This window comes from Streptomyces sp. NRRL S-118, from assembly GCF_000716335.1.
In the GTDB taxonomy this organism is placed as follows: domain Bacteria; phylum Actinomycetota; class Actinomycetes; order Streptomycetales; family Streptomycetaceae; genus Streptomyces.
Map to the genome: position 1 here is coordinate 1 of NZ_KL591006.1, position 25,592 is coordinate 25,592.

The window sequence follows — 25,592 nt, forward strand, 5'->3', positions numbered from 1 at the left end:
GCACCGAGCCCCCCGCCCCGGCTCCGGCTCCGGCTCCGGCTCCGGCTCCGGCTCCGGCTCCGGCGGCATCCTGCACCGCGCAGGCCACCGGCGCCGCCGCGTGTCGGCGGAGGCGCTCCGTGGGGGCGGGGGGATCCTCGGGAGCCGGGTCACCCGTCGGAGCCGGGGGCTCGTGGGGAGCCGGCTCGCCCGTCGGCGCGGGGGCCTTACCGGGGTCGGGCTCACCCGTGGGAGCCGGAACCTCGCCGGGAGCCGGGTCGCCCGTCGGGGCAGGGGGCTCACCGGGAGCAGGCTCACCCGTGGGAGCCGGAGCCTCACCGGGACCCGGGTCACCCGTCGGCGCGGGGGGCTCGCCGGGAGCAGGCTCGCCCGTCGGGGCAGGGGGCGCGTCCGGGTCTGAGGTGTCCGGCGGGACCGGGGGGTCGGGGGTGGTGGAGGGGTCGGGCACGCGGACACCGTAGGGGGATGTGAGGGCGTTCGCCCGTTGTGGGGACTTTCAGGGTGACGGCTTCCCACGGATGGCGCCCCGCATCCGGTACCTCTGCTGTTCTGGGGCGATGACCTCGACACCCCCCGCACGGCCGGTGCGGCCCCTCGTCGCGCGCAGCCGAGACGAAGCGCACCGTACCGCCACGCCCCTGGAGCTGTTCTTCGACCTGTGCTTCGTCGTGGCGGTCGCCCAGGCCGGGGCGGAGCTGGTGCATGCCGTCGCCGAGGGGCACGCGGCGGACGGCATCGGCCGGTACGCGATGATGTTCTTCGCCATCTGGTGGGCCTGGATGAACTTCACCTGGTTCGCGTCGGCGTACGACAACGACGACACGCTCTACCGGGCCGTGACGTTCGTCCAGATCGCCGGTGTCCTCGTCCTCGCCGCCGGGGTGTCACGGGCCTTCCGGGATCAGGACTTCTTCGTGGTGTGGCTGGGCTACGTGGTCATGCGCATCGCGCTCGCCTCGCAGTGGCTGCGCGCCGCGATGGCCTCGTCCGGGGCCGAACGGACCATGGCGTTGCGTTACGCGGCCGGGGTGATGGTCTGCCAGGTCGGGTGGACGGCGCTGCTGCTCGTACCGGAGCACGCCGTTCCCTGGGTGTTCCTGGTGATGGTCGTGGCGGAACTGTCCGTACCGCCGTTCGCCGAGCGGGACTTCTCCAGCAGCTGGCACGCGCACCACATCGCCGAGCGGTACGGCCTGTTCACCATCATCGTGCTCGGTGAGACGATCGCCGCCGCCACCGTGGGGGTGAAGACGGGGATCGAGGAGAACGACGCCCTCGGCGAGCTGTTGCCGATCGCCGCCGGCGGGCTGCTGCTGATCTTCGCCGCCTGGTGGATCTACTTCGTCGTCCCTGCCCACCAGCGGCTGCGGACCAACCGCCAGGCTTTCCTGTGGGGGTACGGGCACTACCTGATCCTCGCGTCGGCGGCGGCGATCGGCGCGGGCATCGAGGTGGCCGTCGAGCAGGCGGTCGGAAAGGCTCACGTGTCGGAGACCGCCGCCGCGGCCGCCGTCACCCTGCCCTCCGCCCTCTTCCTGCTGCTCGTGTGGGGGCTGCACTCCCGCTACTTCAAGGTCGGCACCGCCCAGCAGCTGGTGCTGCCGTGCGCGGCGCTCGCCCTCCTCGTCTGCACGTTCGCGGGGAGGTGGGGCGTCCTCGCCGCCGGGCTCGTCGGGGCGGTGACGGTCGCGATCGGGGTGACCCTGACCGCACGCACAGCCGGGCGTGGTACGCAGGAGGCATGAACGACGCACTGACGGATGTGGCCGGGCTGCGCGTCGGGCACGCGCGGGTACCGGGCGACAACGCACTGAGCGGCACCACCGTCGTCCTCGGACCGCCGGGCGGGGTGATCGCCGCCGTGGACGTACGGGGCGGCGGGCCGGGCACTCGCGAGACGGACGCCCTCGACCCGCGCAACCTGGTCCAGCGCATCGAGGCCGTGGTCCTGACGGGCGGCAGCGCGTACGGGCTGGAGTCCGCGGCCGGGGTGATGGCCTGGCTGGAGGAGCGGGGCCGGGGTGTCCGGGTGGGGCCCGACCCGTCGCACGTGGTGCCGGTGGTGCCGGCGGCGTGCGTGTTCGACCTGGGCCGCGGCGGGGACTTCAAGGCTCGTCCGGACGCCTCGACCGGCCGGGCGGCCGTGGAGGCGGCGGCCGCCACCGGGGAGCGGGCGCCCGTGGAATGCGGCTCGGTGGGCGCCGGGACGGGCGCGGTGGTCGGCGGACTGAAGGGCGGGGTCGGCACGGCGAGCGTCGTCCTGGACACCGGCGTCACCGTCGCCGCACTGGTGGTGGCCAACGCGGTCGGCTCGGCCGTCGACCCGGCCACGGGCGTGCTGTACGGGCGGTACGGCGACGGCTCCCGAACCGTACTGCCGGAACCGCGGGTGCACGCCGAGGCGCAGCGCCGGCTGGCAGCGGCGCGGGAACGCAGCGGACGGCCGTCGCTGAACACCGCCCTCGCCGTCGTCGCGACGGACGCCGACCTGACCCGTGCCCAGGCGCACAAGCTCGCCGGGACGGCGCACGACGGCATTGCGCGCGCCGTGCGACCCGCGCACCTGCTCAACGACGGTGACACGGTCTTCGCCCTCGCGACCGGCGCACGACCGCTCGCCGACCCGGCGCGGGCGGAGCAGCCGCTGGATCCGCACGCGCTCAACCAGGTGTACGCGGCGGGCGCGGACGTGGTGACCAGGGCGATGGTCCGGGCGGTCACGGCAGCCGGCTCGGTGGCGGGGCCGGGGGGCGTCTTCCCCGCGTACCGGGACCTGTACGGCCTGGACTGACCGGTCGGCGGCGGGAGTTGCGAGGGGGCGTGGGAACTCGGCCCGCACGCCCTTCGTTTTGCGGAAGCCGGACGCGTTGTCAGACCCAGGCACTACCTTAAGCAAGCATCAAGTGACACGCGGCGACGGCCTGGAGTCCCATCTTGAACGTTCCGAACGATCCCTATGAAACGGCAGAGACGCATATCGAGCGGCTCCTGGGGCGGGCGCTCAACTCCTTCGATCTGCCTGATGCCCTGGTCGAGCGCCTGGACTCGGCGCTGGCGCACGCGAGTTCCCTGCACTCGTCGCACCACAGCGCCCGGCTCCACCGCACGACGTACCGGCACACCTACCTCCTCGCGGACGGCTCGTCGCTGACCCTGTGGGAGCTGGTGCACAACGTCGGCCGGGACGGAACCGGAGAACACGGTCACGAGCACCACGAGCTGTACACGGAGGAGTCGGAGGTCCGCCTCGCGGCGTCCCGGCTGCCCATCGCACTCCCCGAGCCCGCGCAAGCCCCTCTGGACGGGCTGGAGGAACTGGAGGGGCTGGACGGCCTGGAGGGGCTGGAGGGGCTGGACAGGGATCTGGAGCTGCTGGGCTCGCTCTTCGCCGTGGCGCCGACGGCCCCCGCGCCGATGTACGAACCGGACGACTCCGCCGACCATGCCCGGCGGGTGCTGCGCCGCGCGGAGAACGCCGACCGCCCGGGCGAGGAGGTGGCGGCGCGGCTGCGCGGCGCGTTCGCGCACCACATCAAGCAGGTGTTCGGCCGACAGTGCAGCGTCGCGGGCCGGGACGCCGGTTTCACGCTGTACGAGCACGGCTTCCTGCTGCTGGACGGGACCGAGATGAGCGTGTGGGAGGTCGAGCACACGGCGACGCCGGACGGACGGCACATGTGCGAGGTGTACGAGAACGAGCGCACCGCGCGCGAGGCGATGGAGCACCGCGCGCGGGTGCGCTGACCCGTCAGGCCCGACCGGAGGCTCGGGGCACGGGTCCCGGCCCCACGTCCCGGCCCCACGTCCCGGCCCCACGTCCCGGCCGTCGGCTGGTCAGGTCCGTCAGCCGGCCGGAGGGCTGAACGGCGTCCGCCTCCCCGGCCGGAGGGTCAGGCGGCGACCGCCACCTTCTGCGGTGCCTCGGGGGCGGCCGGGGTGGCCGTCCTGCGGCGCGCGTGGCCCTTGAGCAGGATGACCAGGGCGGCGCTCACGCACGTGCCGGCCAGGATGGCCACCAGGTAGAGCAGCGGGTTGCCGATCAGCGGGACGACGAACACGCCGCCGTGCGGAGCGCGCAGGGTGCACTCGAAGAACATCGACAGCGCCCCGGTGACCGCTCCGCCCGCCATCGCCGACGGGATGACCCGCAGCGGGTCGGCAGCGGCGAAGGGGATCGCACCCTCGGTGATGAACGAGGCGCCGAGCACCCACGCGGCCTTGCCGTTCTCCCGCTCGGCGGAGGTGAACAGCCTGCCCCGCACGACGGTGGCGAGCGCCATCGCGAGCGGCGGCACCATACCGGCGGCCATCACGGCGGCCATGACCTTGAGCGAGCCCTCGTTGGGGGTGGCCAGACCGCCGATGGCGAAGGCGTACGCGACCTTGTTGAGCGGACCGCCCAGGTCGAAGCACATCATCAGCCCCAGGACCACGCCGAGGACGACGGCGTTCGCGCCGGACAGGCCCGACAGCCAGTCGGTGAGGGCCTTCTGGAGGGAGGCGATGGGCTTGCCGATCACCAGGAACATCAGGAAGCCGACGACCGCGGAGGAGAGCAGCGGGATGACGACGACGGGCATGATGCCGCGCAGCGGCGCCGGCACTTTGACGCGCTGGATGCCCAGGACGACGCCGCCCGCGATCAGGCCCGCGGCGAGACCGCCGAGGAACCCTGCGTTGATGGTCAGCGCGACGGCGCCACCGACGAAACCGGGGACGAGCCCGGGGCGGTCCGCCATGCCGTACGCGATGTAGCCCGCCAGCACCGGGATGAGGAAGCCGAACGCCAGACCGCCGATCTGGAAGAGCAGCGCGGCCCAGCTGTCGGCCTGCCCCCAGGCGAAGTGCTCGGCGACGGAGGGCGCCTTGTCGATGGTGTAGCCGCCGATGGCGAAGCCGAGGGCGATGAGCAGGCCGCCCGCCGCGACGAACGGGACCATGTGGCTCACGCCCGCCATCAGCCAGGTGCGCAGCTTGGTGCCGTAGCCCGCGCCGGGCTCGCCCGCGCTTTCCACGGGCGTCGGCACCGGCCGGTGCGGTGCCCCGTCCGCGCCGTGCTCGGCCTTGCCGCGGACCTCGGCGATGAGTTCGGCGGCCCGGTTGATGCCCGCCTTGACGCCGACGTCGACGGTGGGCTTCCCGGCGAATCGTTCCTTCTCGCGGACGGGCACGTCATGGGCGAGGATCACGCCGTCGGCGGCCGCGATGACGTCCGGGGCGAGCCGCGCGAATCCGGCGGATCCCTGGGTCTCGACGGACACCTCGACCCCGGCTTCCCGCCCGGCCTTCTCCAGCGCCTCGGCGGCCATGTAGGTGTGTGCGATCCCGGTCGGACAGGACGTCACCGCCACCACCCGGAACACCCCGGCTGCCGCTGCCTGCTCCTCCGCCAGCTCCTCCGCCTCCGCCAGCTCCTCCGCCTCCGCCGGCTCTTCCGCCTCCGGGGCGGCCTCCTCGGCACGCGGCTCCGGACGCGACGGCTCCGGACGCGACGGCTCGGAACCCGACAGCGCGGACCCCGGCAACGCCGGACCCGACGGCTCCGACTCCGACGGCGCGGAAGCACCCGGCTCCGGGGCCGGCGCGGATTCGCCGCCGAGCAGTGCGGCCGCGTCCCGCGGGGAGGTCACGGTACGCAGGGTGGAGGTGAAGTCGGCGTCCATCAGGCGGCGGGCCAGGGACGAGAGGATCGTCAGATGGGCGTCGTCCGCGCCCGCGGGGGCCGCGATCAGGAAGATCAGGTCCGCGGGGCCGTCCGGGGCACCGAAGTCGATGCCGCTCGCCGACCGGCCGAAGGCGAGGGTCGGCGCGGCCACGTGCGCGCTGCGGCAGTGCGGGATGCCGATGCCGCCGTCGAGACCCGTCGGCATCTGCGCCTCGCGCGCCGCCACGTCGGCCAGGAAGCCGTCCAGGTCCGTCACCCGGCCCAGTGCCACCATGCGCCGGGCGAGCGCACGGGCCGCCTCTTCCTTGGTCTGCGCGGCCAGGTCGAGATCGACCAGGTCCGCGGTGATCATTTCGCTCATCGCACGCGGCTCCCTCGCTCGCTGCTGTCGCTGTTCCCGCTGCCGTCGCAGCTGTCGCTGTTCCCGCTGGTGTCGCTGCTCTCGCTGGTCTCCGTGCCGTCGCCGTACGGGTCGGACGCGCCGAGTACGCGGTCGAGGGGCACGTCGGCCGTCACGGTGACCGCCGCCGGGTCGAGGTCGGCGGGTGTCGGCATCTCGCTGCCCGGCAGCCGGACGGCCGCCGCGCCGTGGGCGACCGCCGCCGCGAGCGCCTGCGGCCCTTCGCCGCCCGCCGCGAGGAAACCCGCCAAGGAGGCGTCCCCCGCGCCGACGTTGCTCCGTACGGCGTCGACGGCGGCGTAGCCGTACCAGATCCCCTCGGCGCACACGAGCAACTGCCCGTCCGCGCCCAGACTGGCGAGCACCGCGCCCGCGCCCGCCGCCCGCAGTTCCTCCGCCGCCTTGACCGCGTCGCCGAGCGTCGCCAGGGGCCGGCCGACCGCCTCGGCGAGCTCCTCGGCGTTGGGCTTCACCACGTCGGGCCGGCCGCGCAGCGCGGCGGGCAGCGACGGGCCGGACGTGTCCAGGGCGATCCGCGCCCCGTACCCGTGCGCGCGCGTCACGAGGTCGGCGTACCACTCGGGCGCCAGGCCCCGCGGCAGGCTGCCGCCGCAGGCGACCCAGTCGGCGGCGGGCGAGTACGCGCCGACGGCGGAGAGGATCGCCTCCGACTCGGCGGGGGTGAGCACCGGCCCCGGCGCGTTGATCTTCGTGAGGGTGCCGTCCGGTTCGGCGACGGCGATGTTGGAGCGGGTGTGCCCCTTCAGCCGAACCGGGGCGACCTCGATGCCCTGCTCGGCGAGGAGCTCGGCGAGCAGGGCGCCGGGCGCGCCGCCCAGCGGTACGACGGCGACGGTCCGGTGCCCGGCGGCGGCCACGGCGCGCGAGACGTTGACGCCCTTGCCGCCGGGGTCCATGCGCTCGCCGGCGGCCCGCAGCACCGCTCCGCGCTCCAGGGCGGGGACCTCGTACGTCAGGTCCAGCGACGGGTTCGGGGTGACGGTGAGGATCATGCGCGCACCACCTCCGTGCCGGCGGCCTCGACCGCCGACGCGTCCTCGGTGCCGAGCCCGGTGTCGGTGATGAGCAGGTCCACGTCGTCGAGGCCGCCGAACCGGGCGAAGTGGTCCTGGCCGTACTTCCCGGAGTCGGCGAGCAGCACCACGCGCCGCGCCGAGGCGACGACGGCCCGCTTGACGGCGGCTTCGGCGAGATCGGGGGTGGTGAGCCCGTGCGCGGCGGAGAAGCCGTTGGCGCCGATGAAGGCGACGTCGGCGCGGATCTGCGCGTACGCCTGCAGCGCCCAGGCGTCGACGGCGGCGCGCGTGCTGTGCCGGACGCGCCCGCCGACGAGGTGGAGCGCGATGCCCGGGTGGTCGGCGAGCCGGGCGGCGGCGGGCAGCGCGTGCGTGACGACGGTGAGCGAACGGTCCTGCGGGAGGCAGGCGGCGAGCCGCGCCACCGTGGAGCCGGCGTCGAGGATGACGGTGCCGTCCTCGGGCACCTCGGCGAGGGCGGCCCGCGCGATGCGGTCCTTCTCGTCCGCGGCGGTGGTCTCGCGCTCGGCGAGGTCGGGCTCGAAGTCGAGCCGCCCGGCCGGAATGGCGCCGCCGTGCACCCGGCGCAGCAGACCGGCGCGGTCGAGTGCCTTCAGGTCGCGCCGGATGGTCTCGGCGGTGACCTGGAACTCCTCGGCGAGGGAGAGCACGTCGACGCGGCCGCTTTCGCGGGCCAGGTGCACGATCTGGTGCTGGCGCTCCGGTGCGTACATAAGGTTCTACATCCGATCCATGCCCGAACGTGTGGTTCCACAAGCACACTACGACCGCCCAGGGCGAAAGTAAACACATTCGGGCAACGCGGACCACGCATTCGGGCATGGCGAACGGAGGCCGGAGATCCGCCGGACATCCGCGGGCGCACGGGCGCCGGACACGGCGAAGGCCCGGCCCCGCGGGACGCGGGTGCCGGGCCCGGTGTCGCCCACCGCCTGCCTCAGCGCGCCAGTACCGCTTCCGGTTCCACGGCGCCGCCCGCACCGTCGGCACCGGCACCCTGCGCACCCGCAGCACCGCCGGCACCGTCACCGGCGTCCGCTTCCGCACCCGCACCGCCCCGCGCCTTGGCCGGCAGCGCGAACATCACCACGAAGATCACCAGGAGCACCGCGACCACCCACCACAACGCGTTCTGGAAGGCGTCCGCGAACACCGCGCCGACCCGCTCGGGCACCAGCCGCTCCCCGTCGATCACGCCGAAGAAGACCACGGACACCAGCCCCAGCCCGAGCGCGTTGCCCATCTGCCCGGTCGTGTTGATCAGCCCGGAGGCCGAACCGGCGTGCTCCCGCGGCACCTCCGACAGCACGGCGTCCGTCAGCGGCGCCACGATCAGGCCCATGCCGACGCCCATGACCACCAGGGGCGCGGTCATCTGCCACGGCTCGATGCCGGTGCCGTACCGTCCGGCCTCCCAGATGTAGAGCAGCAGTCCGGCGGCCATCGTGAGCGCTCCCGCCTGCAGCACCTTCCGGCCGAAGCGCGGGACCAGCTTCTGCACGGAGATGCCCGCCGCCACCGAGACGGCGATCGAGAAGGGCACTCCGGTGAGCCCGGCCTTCAACGGGGTCCAGCCCAGGCCGCTCTGCATGTACAGCGTCCAGACCAGGAAGAAGATGCCCAGGACCACACCGAAGGTCAGCTGTACGGCGATGCCGGCGGCGAAGCTCTTCACCCGGAAGAGCGACAGCTCCACGAGGGGCGAGCCGTCCTTGCGCGTCTTGTACTTCTCGTACGCGACGAACGCGGCGAAGACCACGATGCTGCCCGCCATGCAGAGGTGGCCCCAGAGCGGCCAGCCGAGCTCACGGCCGCGGGTGAGCGGGTACAGCAGCATCAGCAGGCCGAGCGTGATGAGCGCGACGCCGACCAGATCGAGGCGCAGCACCTTGTCGGCACGCGATTCGGTGATGAACTTGCGGCCCAGGATCAGTCCGGCGATGCCGACGGGCAGGTTGATCAGGAAGATCGGCCGCCACTCCAGGCCGAAGAGGTTCCACTGGGTCAGCAGCGCGCCCAGGAGCGGACCGGACACGGCCCCGAGGCCGACGATCGCACCGAACATCCCGAAGACCTTGCCGCGCTCGTGGGCCGGGAAGGTGACGTGGATGATCGACAGCACCTGCGGCACCATCATCGCCGCCATCGCGCCCTGGAGGAGGCGGGAGGCGACGAGCATCTCCGGGCTCCCGGCGAAGCCGCAGAGCGCGGAGGCGAGGGTGAACCCGGCGATGCCCACGAGGAAGAGGCGCCTGCGGCCGTAGATGTCACCGAGGCGGCCACCGGTGATGAGGCCGGCCGCGAAGGCGAGGGCGTACCCGGCGGTGATCCACTGGATGGCGCCGAACGACGCGGACAGGTCGCGCTCGATGCTCGGGATGGCGATGTTGACGATCGTGACGTCGACGAGGTCCATGAAGGCGGCGGTCATCACGATGGCCAGTGCCAGCCATCGGCGCCGGTCGGCGGTCTGCGTCGAGGCCTCGGGGAGGCGGGAGAGGTCCTGCGTGGAGGTCATGCGGGAGAAGCTAATCGGCATGTAGGACAGTTCGTGTCCTAGATGGCACGCATGCTGGATGCCATGACGGACACTCCCGCACGACTCCTGAATCTGCTGTCCCTTCTCCAGACGCCGCGCGAATGGCCGGGCAGCGAGCTGGCCGGTCGTCTGGGCGTCAGCGCGCGCACCATCCGCCGGGACATCGACCGGCTCCGGGACCTGGGCTACCCGGTGGAGGCGACGAAAGGCGCGGTCGGCGGGTACCGGCTGGTCGCCGGCAGCGCCATGCCTCCGCTGCTGCTGGACGACGAGGAGGCGGTGGCGATCGCGGTCGGCCTGCGGGCGGGCGCCGGGCACGCCATCGAGGGCGTGGAGGAGGCGTCGGTACGGGCCCTGGCGAAGCTCGAGCAGGTGCTGCCGTCACGGCTGCGGCACCGGGTGTCGACGCTGCAGAACGCGACGATCCCGCTGACGCGCGGGGACGGGGCGACGGTCGCGCCCTCCACGCTGACCACGCTGGCCGGAGCGGTGACGGGGCGGGAGCGGCTGCGGTTCGCGTACCGCGCGGGCGACGGGGCGGAGAGCCGTCGGCAGGTCGAACCATACCGGCTGGTCTCGACGGGGTGGCGGTGGTACCTGGTGGCGTACGACCTCGGCCGTGAGGACTGGCGCACCTTCCGGGTCGACCGGGTCAGCGAGCCGTTCCCGACCGGATCGCGCTTCACGCCCCGGGAACTCCCCGCGGACGACGCGGCGCAGATGCTGTCGCACTCCGCGGCCCGGTCGCAGGCGGAGCACGAGGTGGACATCACCTTCGCCGCACCCGCCGTGTTCGTCTCGGCCCGGCTCCCCGGGCACCTCTCCCCCACGGAAACCGGCCCCGACACGTGCCGGCTGAAGGCGCGGTCCACCGACTCGGTGGAGTGGCTGGCGGTTCGACTGGCGCTGGTGGACTGCGAGTTCACGGTGCACGGGCCGCAGGCACTGGCGTCGTACGTCGCCGGGCTGTCCGCCCGGCTGGCCCGGTCGGTGGGCACCACCCCCGGCATCCGCTGACGGGGACAGGAACGGGAACGGGGGAAGGAGCGGGAGCGGGGGAAGGAGCGGGAGCGGCGAGGGGAACGGTGACGGGCGGCGGGGGCGCGCACCCTCAGGTGCGCACGCGCCCCCGTCGGCTCCCCGAGCCCGGCCCGGCGGCCGTTCGGCTGCTGCCGGCACGGCCCCCCGTGGTCCTACGCCGCCGCGTCGAAGCCCGTGTCGCGGGCCATGCGCTTCAGTTCGAGGAGGGCGTGCTTCTCGATCTGCCGGATGCGCTCGCGGGTGAGACCGTGTTCCTTGCCGACCTCGGTGAGCGTCCGCTCGCGCCCGTCCTCGATGCCGTACCGCATGCGGATGATGGAGGCCGTGCGGTGGTCGAGCTTGCCGATCAGGTCGTCCAGTTCCTCGCTGCGCAGCAGCGTCAGCACCGACTGCTCGGGCGACACCGCCGAGGTGTCCTCCAGCAGGTCGCCGAACTGCGTCTCGCCGGCGTCGTCCACCGACATGTTGAGCGAGACCGGGTCGCGCGCCCAGTCCAGCACGTCGGTGACGCGGTCGGACGACGAGCCGAGTTCCTGGGCGATCTCCGCCGGCTCCGGGTCGCGACCGTGCTCGCGGTTGAACTCCCGCTGCACACGACGGATGCGCCCCAGTTCCTCGACCAGGTGGACGGGCAGCCGGATGGTGCGCGACTGGTCGGCGATCGAGCGCGTGATGGCCTGGCGGATCCACCACGTCGCGTACGTCGAGAACTTGAAGCCCTTGGTGTAGTCGAACTTCTCCACCGCCCGCACCAGACCCGCGTTGCCCTCCTGGATCAGGTCGAGCAGGGGGAGGCCGCTGCGCGGGTAACGCCGGGCGACGGCGACGACGAGCCGCAGGTTGGACCTGATGAAGACGTCCTTCGCGCGCTCGCCGGCGGCGACCAGGGCCTCCAGCTCCTCACGGGTCGCGCCGCCCGCCTCGCTCTCGATCTCGCCGTCGAGGATCTGCTGGGCGTACACACCCGCCTCGATCGTCTGGGACAGCTCGACCTCCTTGGCGGCGTCGAGCAGGGGCGTGCGCGCGATCTCGTCGAGGTACATGCCGACCAGGTCGCGGTCGGCGATCTCCCCGCCCACGGCGCGAGCACTGCTGGCCCGGTCGGTCCCGGTCGCGGTAGCGGTCGCGCCGGACCGGCGTTGGGCGACGGCACGGGTTGCCATGCGAGCTCCCTTGCTGAGTAGGTGTCGCGACACCCTTCCGGGTGCCCTGCATCCGACGGAAACAACGACTGGAATCCGGACAGAATTCCCATGACACCCACCCATTTTGGTGATCTTGCAGTATCCTCTCCGCCCACGAGGGGAGGCCGGATGGCGGACGACCAACCGGAGGTGCAGGTCAGGGCGGGTACGGAGGCCGATGTCGAGGCCCTCACGGAGATCTACAACCACTACGTCCGTGAGACCGCGATCACATTCGACACGGTGCCCTTCACCCCCGAACAGCGTCTTCCGTGGCTGCGTTCCCACCCTGTAGACGGCCCGCACAGGCTGCTGGTTGCTCACGACGCCGACCGCTGCCTCGGATACGCGACCACCGGCCCGTTCCGGCCCAAGGCCGCGTACGCCCCCTCCGTCGAGGTGAGCGTCTACCTCGCGCCCGGGTCGGCCGGCCGGGGCGTCGGCACGCTGCTGTACGAGCGCCTCTTCGAGGCCCTCGCCGGCGAGGACGTCCACCGCGCCTACGCCGGCATCGCCCTGCCCAACGAGCCCTCCGTTCGCCTCCACACCCGCTTCGGCTTCCGCCACGCCGGGACGTTCACCGAGGTGGGCCGCAAGTTCGGCCGGTACTGGGACGTCGCCTGGTACCAGAAGGAGCTGTGAGCGGAACCGGAAGGCGGGGAGCCCGAGCGGGGACCTAGGCGAACTGCAGCGACCGCTTCGCCAGGCCCATCCAGAACCCGTCGATGACGCTGCGCCCGCCGGCGAGGTCCCCGGTGGCCTCCGCCGCGCCCAGCGTCACGAACAGCGGGGCGAAGTGCTCGGTGCGCGGGTGCGCGAGCCGCCCGGCAGGGGCCTTGTGCGCGAAGTCCAGCAGCGCGTCGACGTCCCCGGCCGCCAGGGCCCGCCGTCCCCAGTCGTCGAACTCCACGGACCAGCCCGGCACGCCGTCGTGCCGCAGCGCCGCCAGGTTGTGGGTGAAGAAGCCGCTGCCGACGATCAGCACGCCCTCGTCCCGCAGGGGCGCCAGCCTGCGCCCGATGGCCATCAGAGCGGCCGGGTCGAGGGTGGGCATCGAGATCTGCAGGACGGGGATGTCGGCGTCCGGGTACATCTCGGCGAGGGGGACGTACGCCCCGTGGTCCAGGCCCCGGTCGGGCATGTCCTGCACGGGCATGCCGGGGGCGCGCAGCAGCTTGCGCACGGCTTCGGCGAGGCGCGGCGCGCCCGGAGCGGCGTACCGCACGTCGTAGTAGTGCGCGGGGAAGCCCCAGAAGTCGTACACGAGCGGCACGGTCTCGGTCGCGCCGAGCGTGAGCGGGGCCTCCTCCCAGTGGGCGGACACCATGAGGATCGCCGCCGGCCGGGGCAGCCCGGCGGACCAGGCGGCGAGTTCGCCCGGCCACACGGAGTCGTGGGCGAGCGGCGGCGCGCCGTGCGAGAGATAGAGGGCGGGCATGCGCCCGCTGGTCAGCGCGGTCATGACGACTCCCGGTCGATGACATCAAGCCTACTACTTGAAGATTCAAGCTCAGTCACCGTAACGCGCCGCGGGTATGTTGTTCAACCTTCAAGAACGTACAGTGGGACGCATGAACGACCATGCCGGGGACGGGCCGCGCTGGCTCACGGACGACGAGCAGCGCGTCTGGCGTTCCTATCTGCACGCCACCACGCTGCTGGAGGACCACCTCGACCGTCAGCTCCAGCGCGACGCCGGGATGCCGCACGTCTACTACGGGCTCCTGGTCCAGCTCTCCCAGGCCCCACGCCGCCGGATGCGCATGACCGAACTCGCCAAGGCCGCCAAGATCACCCGGTCCCGGCTGTCGCACGCCGTCGCACGGCTGGAGAGGAACGGCTGGGTGCGCCGCGAGGACTGCCCCTCGGACAAGCGGGGCCAGAACGCCTACCTGACGGACGAGGGGTACGCGGTGCTCGAACGCAGCGCGCCCGGCCATGTGGCGGCCGTACGGCAGGCGATCTTCGACCGGCTCACCCCGGAGCAGGTCGGCCACCTCGGCGAGATCATGCGGGTGATGGCCGAGGCACTCCAGCCCTCGGGTCCGGACGCCGACCTGCCCTGGCTGCGCTAGCGGCCGCGGCGGACCGGGCGGCACGGACCTTCCCGGCACCGCAGGAAGTCCGTGCCCCGCGGGCGCTCAGGCGGTCAGGACCACCCCCGCGTACGACGCCGCCGCTATCAGCGCCCACGCCGTGAGGCCGAGCGCCGCCACCCGCGCCGCGGTGCGCGAGAGCGTCGGCAGGTGCACCGCGCTGCCGAGGCCGAACAGCGCGGCGGCGAGCAGCAGTTCCTGCGCCGCACCGGCGGAGGCGAGGACCGGCTCCGGCAGCAGGCCGGTCGTGCGCACCACCACCATGGCGAGGAAGCCGGCGACGAACAGCGGCACGAGCGGTGGGCGCCCCGCCCGCCCCCCGGCCGCCGTGCCCTTACCCCGCCGCCGGGCGGCCACCACCAGGGCCGCGACGAGCGGGGCCAGCAACGCCACGCGCATCAGCTTGACCAGCACCGCCTCGCCCAGCGCGGCCGGGCCTGCGGTCTGCGCGGCGGCCACCACCTGGCCCACGTCGTGCACCCCGGCGCCGACCCAGCGCCCGAACTGCGCGTCCGTCAGCCCCAAGGGGCCGTGCAGCAGCGGCAGTACGGCGATCGCCAGCGTGCCGCACAGCGTCACCAGCGCGACGGACGTGGCGGCGTCGTCCTCGTCGCTGTCGTGCACGGCGGCGACCGCGCCGATGGCGGAGGCCCCGCAGATGGCGTACCCGGTGGCGATCAGCAGCGGCTGGTCGCCGGGCAGCCCGAGGCGGCGCCCCAGCCACCACGTGCCGCCCAGGGTGGCGGCCACGACGGCGAGCACCATGGCGACCGTCGGCCAGCCGAGGCCGAGGACGTCGGACAGGCTCAGCTTCAGCCCGAGGAGGACGACGCCGAGGCGCATCAGCCGCTTGGCGGCCACGGTCAGCCCTGCCCGGCAGCGGCCGCGGATGCGGGTGTGGAGCCAGGGGACGTGCGCGGCGGCGACACCCAGCACGACGGCGGCGGTGAGCATCGGTACGGCGGGCAGGGCGCGGTGCACGATCCAGGCGGCGCCCACCCCGGCGGCGGCGAGCGCGAGCCCGGGCCACACGGCCCCCACGCCCCCCGGGGCTGGCGCGGCGGGCGCGGTGCCGGGTGCGCCCGGGCGGGCGGACGGACGCGCCCGTCCGCCGACGAGGGCCATCAGCCGTCCGCCGGCAGCCGGTACACGCGCCGGACGCTCGTGCCGAGCCGCGTGATGTCGGCGCCGTACACGTGCAGGGACACGGCGAGGTCGCTGCCCGCGTTGCGGACGAGGTGGATGTCCCCGGGCGGGGCGAGCGCGGCGACCGTCCCCTGCCCGTTGACCACCTCCTCCGTGGCGACCAGCCGCGCCGTGATCCCGTCGGGCACGAGCCGGTAGCGCCGCTCGTGCTCCTCGCCCCGGTGGACCCCCGTCACGCACCACGACACGTGGTCGTGGACGGGTGTGGCCTGGCCGGGCAGCCAGACCAGGGCGACGACGGAGAAGGAGCCGTCGGGATCGGCGTGCAGGACGTGCTGCCGGTAGCGCTCGGGGTCGCCCTCGCACTGGGCGCCGGTGAGCAGGTCGGGCGCACCGAGGTGCGGGGCGAGGCACGCGGCCACGAGCCGGGCCGTGGGCTCGGGCGGCAGGCCCCGGTCCACGGCACCGCGCACCTCGGCGACGAACGAACGCAGACGGGCGGTGGCGGCCGGTTCCAGGGAGGTCGTGGTCATGGACCGGAGCGTCCGCCCGCGCGGGCGGTGCCGTCCAAGCAGGGTTCGTTGACGGGACCCCAACGACCGCTTATGGGTGGGGGACGCGCTGGCCGCTCACGGGTGGGCGGTCAGCAGCCGACCTTGGCCTCCGCCGCCGTGACGATCGCGTCCAGGGCCAGGGAGGTGGCGGGGATGCGCAGATGGTCGCGCAGGACGTACGCGTACACCTGGCGGCGCGTGTGGGGCTCCACGATCCGGCCGGTGATCTTCCGGTGGCACAGGAACGACAGCACCAGCGCCGGAACCATCGCGATGCCGACGCCCGCCGCCACCAGGCTCTGCATCACCAGGTTGTCGTCCGTCGTGCACGCGATGTCCGGGGTGAAGCCCTCCTCGGCGCAGGCGTGCAGGAAGTTGGCCCGGCAGCGGGCGCAGCCGGCGATCCACCGCTCGTGCGCCAGGTCGGCCAGGTGCACCGCCCGGCGCCGTGCCAGGGGGTGGCGAATGGGCAGCAGGACCGTGAGCGGGTCCTCCATCAGCTTGAACTCGGCGAGTTCCTCGGGGACGTCGACCCGCAGGCCGGGATAGCTGAAGGCCAGGGTGATGTCGCATTCGCCCCGGGCCGCCATGCGCAGCGACTCCGGCGGCTCGCTCTCCACCAGCTCGACCCGCACCCCGGGGTGTTCGTCCGCCATCCGGGCCATCGCCTCGGGCAGGATCGTCGCCCCCGCGCTGGGGAAGGCGCAGACCCGCACCCGCCCGGAGCGCAGCCGGGCGATCGCGTCGATCTGCTCCTGCGCCGCCGCGAGACTGTCGAGGATGGTGCGGGTGTGCCGGGTGAGGGCCTCGCCCGCCTCGGTGAGGCGCAGGCCGCGGCCCACGCGGGTGAACAGCGGTGTGCCGACGTCCCGTTCCAGTGCCTTCATCTGCTGGCTGACGGCGGGCTGGGTGTAGCCGAGGGAGCGGGCGGCCGCGGTGTAGGAACCGGTCCTGACGACCTCATGGAAGGTCTTGATGTACCGGGAATCGAACACGGTCGAAAGCATAAGCAGAAATTGGCCCCCTGAAAGCGCCGTTACCAGCCGTTCCCGGGTGCCGTTCCCGGTGCCGGCCGCACCCGTTCCCGTTCCCGGCCCCTGCCCGGCGCCGTGGTCCACCCACCACCCGAACGGCGGCGTTTCCGCAACCCGGAGGCCCCCGGGCCCCTCACCCGTCCGCACAGAAACCCACGATCGGGCCACCCCGCGCGCGCCCCGGGCGCACCCGGCCCAGGCTGATCGGACGGAGAGCAGCGCGGATCCGGCCGGCTGCCGCGGACCGAAGGCGATCAGCACCTATGGAGCGGACGCGCCGGCGGATACGCAGACCGGTCGCCCTCGGGGCGGCCACCACGCTCGCCCTCGCCACGCTGGCCACGGCGAGCTCGACCCTCCAGGGCCCGAACCGCCCCTCCGCGGGGCCCGTCGCCGCCGAGGACGCCACCGACGAGCTGGCGCTCGGACCGTGCCGGATCACGGCCACCATGGGCGTGCAGATGACCGAGGGCATCCCGACCCCGCCCGGATACGCCCGCTCCACGGGCGAGGTCCGCGCCCTCAACCTGATGATCGACTTCCCGGACGCACCCGGCGAGGGCTCCGCGATGGACCGGTACGCCGAGTTCTTCCCGCAGACCTCCGACTGGTTCCGCACCAGCTCGTACGGACGGCTCGTCTACCGGCCCGAGGCGCCGCTGCCCGACTGGCTGCGGATGCCGCTGCCGTTCGCCGAGTACGGCATCGACCGCGGCTCGCCGTACGAGCCGGGCTACCGCAAACTGGTCGAGGACATCGTGGAGGCCGCGGACCCCAGGGTCGACTTCAGCGCGTACGACCTGGTCAACATCCTGGTGACGCCGAACGCGGGCCCCTCGGCGCTGGACACCGTCCTGTCCGTCACCTTCTCCGGGAACGCCGAGGCGCCCCACGCGGACGGCACGCCGCTCGCCAACACGTCGTTCGTCTACAGCCGCCAGGACGACGGCTCGGGCTCGTACCACGAGACGGGCTTCCGCGTCCTGCCGCACGAGAACGGCCATGTCTTCGGGCTGCCCGACCTGTACACGGCGGACGGCGGCGGCGCGGTCGGCCACTGGGACATCATGTCCGAGGACTGGGGCGCCAACAACGACCTGCTGGGCTGGCACAAGTGGAAGCTCGGCTGGCTCGGCAACGACCAGGTGCGCTGCGCCGCCTCCCCCGGCACCCGCGTCTACACCCTCACCCCGCTGGCCGCGGCCGGCGACGGCACCAAACTCGCCGTCATACCCCTGTCGGAGGAGACCGGGTACGCGGTGGAGGTCCGCACCCGGGAGGGCAACGACGAGGCGGTGTGCGAACCGGGGGTCCTCGTGTACCACATCCGATCCGACGTGGACACGGGTCAGGGCCCGGTCACCGTCGTGGACAGCGACCGCGACAGCGGCGGGTGCACACGCCGCCCGAACGTGCACGCCGAGCTGTCGGACGCGCCGTTCCGGCCGGGTGAGTCCTTCACCGACCGCGAGAGCGGCGTGCGCATCACGGTGCTGGCGGAGGACCGCCGCTCCGGCACCTACCGGGTGCGCGTCACCCGGCTGTGAGCGCGCCCTCCAGCTCCGCCCGCAGCTCCCGCTTGAGCACCTTCCCCGTGGCGTTGCGGGGCAGCGGCCCGTCCTGGACGACGACGTGGGCGGGCACCTTGAAGGCGGCGAGGCTGCGCCCCACGTGCGCGCGCAGGTCCGCCACACCGGCGCGGGCACCCTCCCGCAGCCGGACCACCGCCGCCACCTCCTCGCCCAGTTCGGGGTGGGGTACGCCGAGGACCGCCGCGTCGAGCACGTCGGGGTGGGCGTACAGGGCCGCCTCGACCTCGACGCAGTACACGTTCTCGCCGCCGCGGATGACCATGTCCTTGATGCGGTCGACGATGCTGACCCGGCCGTCGTGGAGCGTGGCCAGGTCGCCGGTGCGCAGCCAGCCGTCGGGGGTGAAGGCAGCGGCGGTCGCCTCGGGGTCCTCCCAGTACCCGCGCACCAGGGACTGGCCGCGCAGCCACAGCTCGCCGACCTCGCCGTCGGGCAGCGCCCGCCCGTCCGGCCCCGCGACGCGGACCTCGGTGACGGGGGTGGGGCGCCCGACGCTGCCCGGGAAGGCGCGGTAGTCGGCGCCGTATCCGGCGAGGACGCCGCCGCTGGTCTCGGTGAGTCCGTAGCCGTTGCGCGGTTCGACAGCGCGGGGGCAGCGGGCGACGAGCCGGGGCGGGGCGGCGGCGCCGCCGGTGTTGAGGTGCCTGAGCGTGCCGAGTCCCGCCTCCCCGGCGGCGTCCAGCAGTTGCAGGGCGGTGGTGGGCACTCCGGCGTAGTGGGTGACGCGGTGCTCGTGGATGAGCTCCAGGGCCCTGGCCGCGTCCCACTTGCGCATCAGCACGAGCGTGCCGCCCGCGGCCATCACCGAGTAGAAGGAGGTGAACGCGGCGACGTGGAAGAACGGGAACGTCGTCAGCGACACGGGCGCCGGCCCCTGCCCCGGCACCTCACCGCGCTCCAGCGCGGCCGCGGCGGCCTGGTAGCGCGGATTCATCGCGGCGCCGGCCTGCGCCAGGTGCGTGGCGACGGCGCCCTTGGGCCGTCCGGTGGTGCCGGAGGTGTAGATGATCGTGGCGTCGTCCTCGGGCCGCACCTCCACGTCCGGCGGGCCGAGCGCGGGGTCGGCGGCGGGCAGGTCCTCGTACCGTACGAAGCCCTCCTCGGCCTCCCCGTGGAAGACCACCCCGGGCACGCCCTGCGCGCGCGCCCACGCCCGCACGCGCGGGACCCGCTCGCCGTCGACGAGGAGCACCCGCGGCCGGCAGTCGCCGAGGGCGTGGGCGAACTCCGCCTCGGTCCACCAGGCGTTGAGCGGCACGGCCACCAGCCCGGCCAGCTGGGCCGCCCAGAAGGCGATCTGCCACTCGGGGTGGTTGCGCATCGCGACGACGGCCCGGTCGCCGCGGCGCAGCCCGTACTCCCCGGTCAGCCGCCGGGCGAGGGAGCAGGCGGCCGCGAAGAACTCGCCGTAGGTGTACGTCCGGTCGCCGGCGACGAGGAACGGCCGCTCGCCGTGGGCCCAGGTGACCTCGACGAACTCCCGCAGGGTGCGCGGGCCACCCGCGTACACCCGCCGCCCGTCCTCGCCGGTGGTGACGGCGAAGGGTGCGCCCGGCGCGGTCAGCGGGTCACGTCCGTCCCGGCCGGGACCGCGGGGGCCGCTTCCGCCGGGGCCGGACGCCCCGGAGTCGGGTCCCTCGGAATCGGGTCCCTCGGAATCGGGTCCCTCGGAATCGGGTCCGTCCGGGCCGGGTCCCTGGGGGTGTCCGTCCACCATCGCCTCTTCCTCACCGCGCGCTGAGCGCCTGCTCAGCCTGTGCCCGGCAGCCGACGCTATGCGGGGTCGGACCACGCCGTCAAGGAGGTACATGTATCCACCATCGATTTTCCGCCGGGGCGGGCTCCGTCAGGTCGCCGGTGGTTCGATGTCCGAATCCAGCCGTACCCAGCCCCGCACCGCACCCGTCGTCGGATGCTCCGGTCCCATCGTGGTCCGCGCCCGCCGCAGCGCCTCCGCGTGCAGTGCCTCCGACTCGTCCTCCGCGCCCGTCGCCCGCAGGTCGATCGCCAGGTTCGCCAGGCAGCCGATCGCGTCGTAGTGGTCCGCGCCCAGCACGCGGACGAAACCGTCGTGGACGTCCCGCCCCAGCCGCACCGCCTCGGCCAGGTCGCCGTCCCCGGCCAGGTCGGTGGCGTGGTTCATGGCGCTGCACAGCGTGTACGGGTGGTGCGGCCCCAGCACTTCGCGGTACTGCTGCACGGTCCGGCGCGACAGCGCCAGCGCCGCCTCCCGCTCCCCGGTGAGCCGCAGGTACACCGCCAGGTTGTTCGCGCAGGCGAGGGCGAACGGGTGCCGCTCCCCCAGCTGCGTGTGGTGACGGTCCAGGGTGTCCTGCGCGAGCATCCGCGCGCCCTGCGCCCGCCCGGTGGCGACCAGCGCGCAGGCGAGGTTGATGGCGGCCGCGAGCGTCTCCGGGTGGTCCGGGCCGAGCACGGACATCGACGTGTCGTGGATGTCGGCGCTCAGCGCCCGCGCCTCCTCGTACCGGCCCATGCGGCGCAGCACGGCGGCGAGGTTGCGGGAGGCCCGCAGCGTCGCCGGGTGACGCTCGCCGGTCTTCTCGCGGAAGGCGTCCACCGTCTCGCGGATCAGCTTCAGCGCCTCGGTCAGCGAGCCGGTCTCCCGAAGGTCGCGCGCGTAGTTGCTGGCCGAGTTGAGCGTGTCGGGGTGGTTCGGTCCGCTGACCCGGCGCCGCGCCTGCCACACGTCCCGGTCGATGTCGCGCGCCGCGAACCGGTCCCCGACCAGGTACAGCGACACGGCCAGGTTGTTGGCGGCGAACAGCACCCGCGGGTGGTCGTCCTCGAAGACCCGGCGGCACAGCGTGTAGGTCTCCTGGTCGATGTCCCGGGCCTGCGTGTAGGCGCCCTTGCTGCGCAGGTCGGCGCCGAGGTTCGCGGCGGCCACCAGCGTGTAGTGGTCGTCCGGGCCGAGGACCTCGCGAGCCCGCCGCAGCAGGGCCTCGTCCATCGCGTACGCCTCCTCAAGCCGCCCGCTGGAGCGCAGCACGTTGGCGTACTGGGTGCGCAGGTAGATCACCAGCGGGTCGTCCTCGCCGAACGCCGGCACCCAGGTGGCCAGGGCCCGTTCGGCGGTCTCCTGGGCGGTGGAGTAGTCGGAGCGGCGCCACAGGTAGCGCACCGATTCGGCGATCCAGCGGCGCACCCGGTTGTCCTTGCTGGTGAACGCCCGGGAAGGACGCAGGTGCGGCAGCAGGGAGGCGTGCCGGTCCCACAGCGCCGGGTCCTCGGCGTTGCCCGGGTTGGCCTCGGCGAGGATGGCGTGCACGTGCGCGCGCATGGCGGACCACTCGTCCTGCGGCACCTGGGAGCGCAGCACCTCCTGCACCAGCCGGTGCAGGGTGACGGTCTTGTCGCTCTGGTTGGTGCGCGCGAGCCCGTACCGGTTGATCTCGGCGAACAGCGTGCCCATCCGCATCGGGTCCACCAGCCGCGGGTCGTGGCGGGCCAGCAGTTCCCCGGCCCGGTTCCCGTACAGCGCCCACATGGGGATGGGATCGGGGCCGAAGAAGGCGCACAGCTCCAGCAGTTGCGCGGCCGCGGGCATCGACTCCCGCAGCGCCCGCAGCGACAGCAGCCAGGTCGCCGCCGCGGACCGCGGGTAGGTGGTGGCCGACTCCTGCTCCAGCATCGTCGCCAGCTGGGTGCTCAGCAGCTCCAGGTACGTCTCCACCGGCATCGCGGACTGCTCCAGCCACGCCGCCGCCTGGGCCACCGCCAGCGGCAGGTCGCCGAGCGCCTCGGCGACCTGGCCCGCGTCCCGGTCGGGCAGCTCGGGGTTCTGCACCTGGAGCAGCCGCACCGACTCGTCCCGCGCGAAGACGTCGACCTCGATCTGCGTCGCCCGCTCCACCCAGGTCCGGTTGCGGGAGGTCACCAGCACGTGCCCGGGTCCGGTGGGCAGCAGCGGGGCGAGCGCCTCGGGCTGTTCGGCGTTGTCGAAGACGAGCAGCCACCGCCGGTACGGGCGGCCCTGGCGCAGCGCCTCCAGCACGGCGTTGGAGGTGGCCGTCACGTCGTCGCCGGCCGGCAGCCCCAGCCGTGGGGCGAGCGCGGCCAGCCCCTGCCGTACGAGGCCGGGCTGGCCCGCGTTGACCCACCACACCACGTCGTAGTCGGCGGCGAAGCGGTGCGCGTACTCGATGGCGACCTGGGTCTTGCCGACCCCTCCCATGCCGAACACCGCCTGCGGCGGGCCGCCCAGCGGGCCCCCCGCGGCGAACCCGTCCCGCATCTCCTCCAGGGTCCGCCCCCGCCCGGTGAACGCGGCGTTGCGCGGCGGCACCTGCCACACCGGGGGCGGCGTGCCGGGATAGCGCGGGCTGCGGTCCTCGTCGGGCGCGACCGGCCGCAGCGGGGCGTCCCCGGTGGCGAGCCCGGGCCGCCCGACGGCCGCGACCAGGGCCGACTCCGCCTCGTCCGGCCCGTCGCGCTCGACGAGGTCCACGGCGACGAGGTCGGCGAACGGCGCCGGCAGCGGCGCTGCGTGGATGCGGATCGGGATCAGCATCCGCTGCGACGCCTCCGGGTCGCGGGCCGCGACGGCCTTCCACACCTCGTGGGCGTGCGGCAGCCGCACGTAGTCCGGGGAGAGCAGCGCGACGATCCGCCCGGAGCCGTCCAGCGCGTGCCGCACCTCGGTCAGCGCCCCGGAGCCGGCGTGCTCGGCGGCGCCGCTCAGCGCCACCTCGTAGCCCAGGCCGGCGAGCCGGGCGGCGATCCACTCGGCCCACATGCGGTCGGCGGGGGCGTAGCTGAGGAACAGGTCCGACGGGACGGGCGGCTTGGTCCGCTCGTACGAGGACAGCAGCGCCCGGCGCATGGTCTCCGGCATCGCCCGCTGCCGGGTCACCCGCCCCTCGGTGATGCGGCCGGTGAGCCGCTCGGAGGCGGCGAGCAGGCTGCTGCCCTGGTGGGGCCGGTCGCCGACGGGCGCGGGGATCTCCTCGTACGCGAAGAACGGCCGGTACGGGATCTCCACGTCGCCCCAGTAGCGGTCGCGCTCCTCGCGGCTCATGCCTTCCAGGAACGCGGCGAAGCGGCTGCGGGCCAGGTCGCGGCCGGCCTCCAGCTTCTTCTGCTCGGCGTACTCGACGCGCATGGGGGCGGGCAGGATCCGCACCGGCCTCAGGCCGACCTGGGCGCGGATGGACTCGGCGACCGCGGCGGCGCCCTGGATGGACTGGGCACTGAGGGTGAAGCAGTCGACGACGACGTCCGGGAGCAGCACGGTGCAGATGCCGGCGATGTCGGACAGGCCGGTCCGGCTGTCGACGAGGACGTAGTCGTACCGGCCGCGCAGCTCGTCGCGGAGGGCGGCGAGGAAGGCGGCACCGCGCAGCCGGGTGTAGAAGTGGTCCCAGTCGAAGGTGGAGACGGCCGCCGAGTACCCCTCGTCCTGCAGCCCGGCGGGCAGGAAGTCCAGACGGCCCCCGCCGTCGAGGTCCACGCCGACGCCGACGATGCACCGGTCGACGTCCGCCCGCTCCCGGAACCAGGCGGCCCGGTCCCGCGGGTGTTCCGACCCCGGCTCGTCGGCGCGCAGCGCGTAGTCGCGGATGAGGTCGATGACGCCCTCGGTCGAGCTCAGTTCGGGGTCGACGAGCAGCGGGTGGAAGTACCGGTGCAGGCCCGGTGCCTCCAGGTCCCAGTCGACCATCAGCACGCGCAGGCCGTTGCTGGCGAGGATCCAGGCGGTGTTGACCAGGGCCATGGTGCGGCCCACGCCGCCCTTGAACGAGTAGAAGGTGACGACGGTGCCGGGTGCGGCCGGCGTGGCGGAGCCACCGGGGCTGTTCACTGCTCTGGCCCTCCCTCACTGCGGGGGTCGCGCGACTCCTGCGGGGCGTACGGGTCGTACGGGATGCGCGGGCCGCGCCCGGCGGACCAGGGGTGCCGCTGGGGCCGCGGGACCTGCGGCCTCCCGGCGGCGGGGGCCCGGCGGGGCGCGGGGCCGCCGCTGGGGCCGCGCAGGATCGGCCGGGCGGCGGGCGCGGTGTCGGTGTCGTCGGCGGCCGGCGGGACGGCGCCGGCCTGCCGCTTGCGGATCAGGTTGTTCTGGGCGGCCGCGACCATCTGGCCGAGCGCCCGCTTGAAGTCGCCGAAGCAGACCCGTACCTGGAACTGCCGGTCCTGCGCGCCCCGGGACGCCTTGCGCTCGAAGACCTCGGTGACACCGCTCCACAGTTCGTGCCGGTCGCGCTCCTCCTGGGGGTGGCACGGCACGAGGACGCCCGTCGCCGGGTGGTCGCTGCGGTCGAACTGCTCCAGCTGCCGGCGGTAGGGCGCGGCCGGCGCGCTCCAGGCGTCCACCAGCAGGATCGTGACCTGGTCGTCCTGCCACGCCTGGTTGAGCTGCCGGGTCAGTCCGGAGCGCACCTCCTGGTAGGCGGTGCCGTATCCCTGGGCGGTGACCAGCCGCTGCGCCTGCTGGTAGAGCGGGTACTCCTCCTGCGGGTGGTACGGGTTCCAGTCGAGTCCCGCCCTGCCGTAGTAGGGGGTGCCGCGGCGGTGCTCCGGCGCCGTGTCGGCCGTGCCGGCGGCGACGAAGAACCGCACGGTGCTGCCGGGCCGGGTGGGTTCGGTGCGCGGCTGGAACGACAGCGGTTCCTGGGCGAGGCGCACCGGGTGCTCGGGGGCGGGCAGTTCCTCGGCGCGGGCGACGTCCAGGACCCGCTGGGCGATCAGCCGGACGGCGTTCTGGTAGTCCCGGCCGGTGGGGTCCCGCTGGAGCAGCCGCTGCAGTCCGGCGTCGGCGTACCAGGACCCGAGCCCGTCGGTCAGGTACTGGATGTGCGCGATCTCCTGCGGCGCCTCGACCGGCTGCCACAGTACGGGGATCAGCGCGGAGGAGCCGCGGTTGGTGCGGGCGAAGTACTGGCCGGCGCGGCGCATCATCACGCCCGCCTCACGCGAGCACCACTCGCTGCGGAAGTACGCCGGGGAGTAGAGGGCCACCATGGAGTGGCAGCTGCCGAGGGCGCGTTCGAGCTGCTCGCTCCAGTGCTCGCCGAGCTGTATCGAGCTGTTGTCCCGGAAGCCGACCGGCACCTGTGCCGTGCTGTCGGACAGCTCGATGATCCGGTCGCACAGGTCGTCGTAGAACTGGCGGACGTACGCGTCCTTGTCGTCGACCCTGGCGTAGCTCAGGAAGAAGTACGGCCCCACCGCGCCCCCACTGTTCCGCGTGTTCGAGCACGCCCCGGCAGACGGGGCATACCCCTCGCGCCCGCCCGTTATTGCGTCCCGGCCCCAAGCGGCAG

General features: G+C 73.8%; 19 protein-coding genes and 1 pseudogene. 7 read left to right on the forward strand and 13 right to left on the reverse strand.

Annotated elements, in window-relative coordinates:
* Window positions 1-557 precede the first annotated feature (557 nt).
* From IH00_RS0112790 to IH00_RS0112800, 3 genes are all read left to right on the forward strand, one after another.
* Window positions 558-1,745 (forward strand): low temperature requirement protein A, encoded by a 1,188-nt coding sequence (locus IH00_RS0112790; RefSeq protein WP_031072855.1) that lies wholly within the window; start codon window positions 558-560, stop codon window positions 1,743-1,745.
* Window positions 1,742-2,791 carry a P1 family peptidase gene (locus tag IH00_RS0112795; protein WP_031072857.1) on the forward strand — a complete coding sequence of 350 codons (1,050 nt, stop codon included), beginning with the start codon at window positions 1,742-1,744 and terminating at the stop codon, window positions 2,789-2,791. Before IH00_RS0112790 ends, IH00_RS0112795 begins: the two co-directional genes overlap by 4 nt.
* A 143-nt stretch (window positions 2,792-2,934) precedes the next feature.
* The gene (locus IH00_RS0112800; RefSeq protein WP_031072859.1) at window positions 2,935-3,744 is read left to right on the forward strand and encodes a DUF6227 family protein; all 810 of its coding nucleotides are present in this window, start codon (window positions 2,935-2,937) and stop codon (window positions 3,742-3,744) included.
* A gap of 146 nt (window positions 3,745-3,890) precedes the next feature.
* On the opposite strand, the gene IH00_RS0112805 is transcribed toward IH00_RS0112800, so the two are convergent.
* From IH00_RS0112805 to IH00_RS0112820, 4 genes are all read right to left on the reverse strand, one after another.
* Entirely contained in the window at window positions 3,891-6,026 is a 2,136-nt protein-coding gene (locus IH00_RS0112805; protein WP_031072861.1) for a PTS fructose transporter subunit IIABC, read from the reverse strand.
* Window positions 6,023-7,078: a 1-phosphofructokinase gene (gene pfkB, locus IH00_RS0112810; protein WP_078887717.1), complete on the reverse strand. Its 1,056-nt coding sequence runs from the start codon at window positions 7,076-7,078 to the stop codon at window positions 6,023-6,025. The genes IH00_RS0112805 and pfkB overlap by 4 nt, the downstream gene beginning before the upstream one ends.
* Entirely contained in the window at window positions 7,075-7,836 is a 762-nt protein-coding gene (locus IH00_RS0112815) for a DeoR/GlpR family DNA-binding transcription regulator (RefSeq protein WP_031072865.1), read from the reverse strand. The genes pfkB and IH00_RS0112815 overlap by 4 nt, the downstream gene beginning before the upstream one ends.
* 224 nt (window positions 7,837-8,060) lie before the next feature.
* Window positions 8,061-9,641 carry an MFS transporter gene (locus IH00_RS0112820; RefSeq protein ID WP_052411362.1) on the reverse strand — a complete coding sequence of 527 codons (1,581 nt, stop codon included), beginning with the start codon at window positions 9,639-9,641 and terminating at the stop codon, window positions 8,061-8,063.
* A 63-nt stretch (window positions 9,642-9,704) separates the two neighbouring features.
* Here IH00_RS0112820 and IH00_RS0112825 point away from each other — a divergent pair, with 63 nt between their 5' ends.
* Complete coding sequence (locus IH00_RS0112825) at window positions 9,705-10,679, forward strand: helix-turn-helix transcriptional regulator (protein WP_031072869.1); 975 nt, start codon at window positions 9,705-9,707, stop codon at window positions 10,677-10,679.
* 176 nt (window positions 10,680-10,855) lie between these two features.
* Here the strand turns inward: IH00_RS0112825 and IH00_RS0112830 are convergent, their stop codons facing one another.
* Complete coding sequence (locus tag IH00_RS0112830; protein ID WP_031072871.1) at window positions 10,856-11,866, reverse strand: sigma-70 family RNA polymerase sigma factor; 1,011 nt, start codon at window positions 11,864-11,866, stop codon at window positions 10,856-10,858.
* 150 nt (window positions 11,867-12,016) lie between these two features.
* On the opposite strand from IH00_RS0112830, the gene IH00_RS0112835 reads away from it, so the two are divergent.
* Window positions 12,017-12,529: a GNAT family N-acetyltransferase gene (locus IH00_RS0112835; RefSeq protein ID WP_031072872.1), complete on the forward strand. Its 513-nt coding sequence runs from the start codon at window positions 12,017-12,019 to the stop codon at window positions 12,527-12,529.
* A gap of 34 nt (window positions 12,530-12,563) precedes the next feature.
* Here IH00_RS0112835 and IH00_RS0112840 read toward each other — a convergent pair whose 3' ends face one another.
* Window positions 12,564-13,349: a dioxygenase family protein gene (locus tag IH00_RS0112840; protein ID WP_031072873.1), complete on the reverse strand. Its 786-nt coding sequence runs from the start codon at window positions 13,347-13,349 to the stop codon at window positions 12,564-12,566.
* 109 nt (window positions 13,350-13,458) lie between these two features.
* Here IH00_RS0112840 and IH00_RS0112845 point away from each other — a divergent pair, with 109 nt between their 5' ends.
* Window positions 13,459-13,962 carry a MarR family winged helix-turn-helix transcriptional regulator gene (locus IH00_RS0112845; RefSeq protein WP_031072874.1) on the forward strand — a complete coding sequence of 168 codons (504 nt, stop codon included), beginning with the start codon at window positions 13,459-13,461 and terminating at the stop codon, window positions 13,960-13,962.
* 66 nt (window positions 13,963-14,028) lie between these two features.
* Here the strand turns inward: IH00_RS0112845 and IH00_RS0112850 are convergent, their stop codons facing one another.
* The 3 genes from IH00_RS0112850 to IH00_RS0112860 all read right to left on the reverse strand — a co-directional run bounded on the left by IH00_RS0112850 (window position 14,029) and on the right by IH00_RS0112860 (window position 16,678).
* A complete protein-coding gene (locus IH00_RS0112850; RefSeq protein WP_031072875.1) occupies window positions 14,029-15,108 on the reverse strand; it encodes a YeiH family protein in 1,080 nt (359 codons plus the stop codon).
* Window positions 15,108-15,662, reverse strand: a complete 555-nt coding sequence (locus IH00_RS0112855; protein ID WP_031072877.1) for a cysteine dioxygenase family protein — start codon at window positions 15,660-15,662, stop codon at window positions 15,108-15,110. The genes IH00_RS0112850 and IH00_RS0112855 overlap by 1 nt, the downstream gene beginning before the upstream one ends.
* Window positions 15,663-15,772: 110 nt before the next feature.
* Window positions 15,773-16,678 carry a LysR family transcriptional regulator gene (locus IH00_RS0112860; RefSeq protein WP_031072879.1) on the reverse strand — a complete coding sequence of 302 codons (906 nt, stop codon included), beginning with the start codon at window positions 16,676-16,678 and terminating at the stop codon, window positions 15,773-15,775.
* A gap of 302 nt (window positions 16,679-16,980) precedes the next feature.
* On the opposite strand from IH00_RS0112860, the gene IH00_RS0112865 reads away from it, so the two are divergent.
* The gene (locus tag IH00_RS0112865; protein ID WP_031072882.1) at window positions 16,981-18,264 is read left to right on the forward strand and encodes a M6 family metalloprotease domain-containing protein; all 1,284 of its coding nucleotides are present in this window, start codon (window positions 16,981-16,983) and stop codon (window positions 18,262-18,264) included.
* Here the strand turns inward: IH00_RS0112865 and IH00_RS0112870 are convergent.
* From IH00_RS0112870 to IH00_RS0112880, 4 genes and pseudogenes are all read right to left on the reverse strand, one after another.
* Window positions 18,251-19,873 carry a class I adenylate-forming enzyme family protein gene (locus IH00_RS0112870; protein WP_031072883.1) on the reverse strand — a complete coding sequence of 541 codons (1,623 nt, stop codon included), beginning with the start codon at window positions 19,871-19,873 and terminating at the stop codon, window positions 18,251-18,253. The genes IH00_RS0112865 and IH00_RS0112870 overlap by 14 nt on opposite strands.
* 4 nt (window positions 19,874-19,877) lie before the next feature.
* Window positions 19,878-19,961 (reverse strand): annotated as a pseudogene (locus tag IH00_RS45415) (hypothetical protein); the annotation flags it as partial.
* Window positions 19,962-20,155: 194 nt separating this feature from the next.
* Window positions 20,156-24,130 (reverse strand): FxSxx-COOH system tetratricopeptide repeat protein, encoded by a 3,975-nt coding sequence (gene fxsT, locus IH00_RS0112875; protein ID WP_031072885.1) that lies wholly within the window; start codon window positions 24,128-24,130, stop codon window positions 20,156-20,158.
* Window positions 24,127-25,497, reverse strand: a complete 1,371-nt coding sequence (locus IH00_RS0112880; RefSeq protein ID WP_031072887.1) for a TIR-like protein FxsC — start codon at window positions 25,495-25,497, stop codon at window positions 24,127-24,129. The genes fxsT and IH00_RS0112880 overlap by 4 nt, the downstream gene beginning before the upstream one ends.
* Between the last annotated feature and the right edge of the window lie 95 nt (window positions 25,498-25,592).

Bases quoted from the DNA above. Each gene is read 5' to 3' on its own strand.
- IH00_RS0112790 (WP_031072855.1), top strand. From the start codon at position 558: ATGACCTCGACACCCCCCGCACGGCCGGTGCGGCCCCTCGTCGCGCGC.
- IH00_RS0112795 (WP_031072857.1), top strand. From the start codon at position 1,742: ATGAACGACGCACTGACGGATGTGGCCGGGCTGCGCGTCGGGCACGCG.
- IH00_RS0112805 (WP_031072861.1), bottom strand. From the start codon at position 6,026: ATGAGCGAAATGATCACCGCGGACCTGGTCGATCTCGACCTGGCCGCG.
- pfkB (WP_078887717.1), bottom strand. From the start codon at position 7,078: ATGATCCTCACCGTCACCCCGAACCCGTCGCTGGACCTGACGTACGAG.
- IH00_RS0112815 (WP_031072865.1), bottom strand. From the start codon at position 7,836: ATGTACGCACCGGAGCGCCAGCACCAGATCGTGCACCTGGCCCGCGAA.
- IH00_RS0112820 (WP_052411362.1), bottom strand. From the start codon at position 9,641: ATGACCTCCACGCAGGACCTCTCCCGCCTCCCCGAGGCCTCGACGCAG.
- IH00_RS0112825 (WP_031072869.1), top strand. From the start codon at position 9,705: ATGACGGACACTCCCGCACGACTCCTGAATCTGCTGTCCCTTCTCCAG.
- IH00_RS0112830 (WP_031072871.1), bottom strand. From the start codon at position 11,866: ATGGCAACCCGTGCCGTCGCCCAACGCCGGTCCGGCGCGACCGCTACC.
- IH00_RS0112835 (WP_031072872.1), top strand. From the start codon at position 12,017: ATGGCGGACGACCAACCGGAGGTGCAGGTCAGGGCGGGTACGGAGGCC.
- IH00_RS0112840 (WP_031072873.1), bottom strand. From the start codon at position 13,349: ATGACCGCGCTGACCAGCGGGCGCATGCCCGCCCTCTATCTCTCGCAC.
- IH00_RS0112845 (WP_031072874.1), top strand. From the start codon at position 13,459: ATGAACGACCATGCCGGGGACGGGCCGCGCTGGCTCACGGACGACGAG.
- IH00_RS0112850 (WP_031072875.1), bottom strand. From the start codon at position 15,108: ATGGCCCTCGTCGGCGGACGGGCGCGTCCGTCCGCCCGCCCGGGCGCA.
- IH00_RS0112855 (WP_031072877.1), bottom strand. From the start codon at position 15,662: ATGACCACGACCTCCCTGGAACCGGCCGCCACCGCCCGTCTGCGTTCG.
- IH00_RS0112865 (WP_031072882.1), top strand. From the start codon at position 16,981: ATGGAGCGGACGCGCCGGCGGATACGCAGACCGGTCGCCCTCGGGGCG.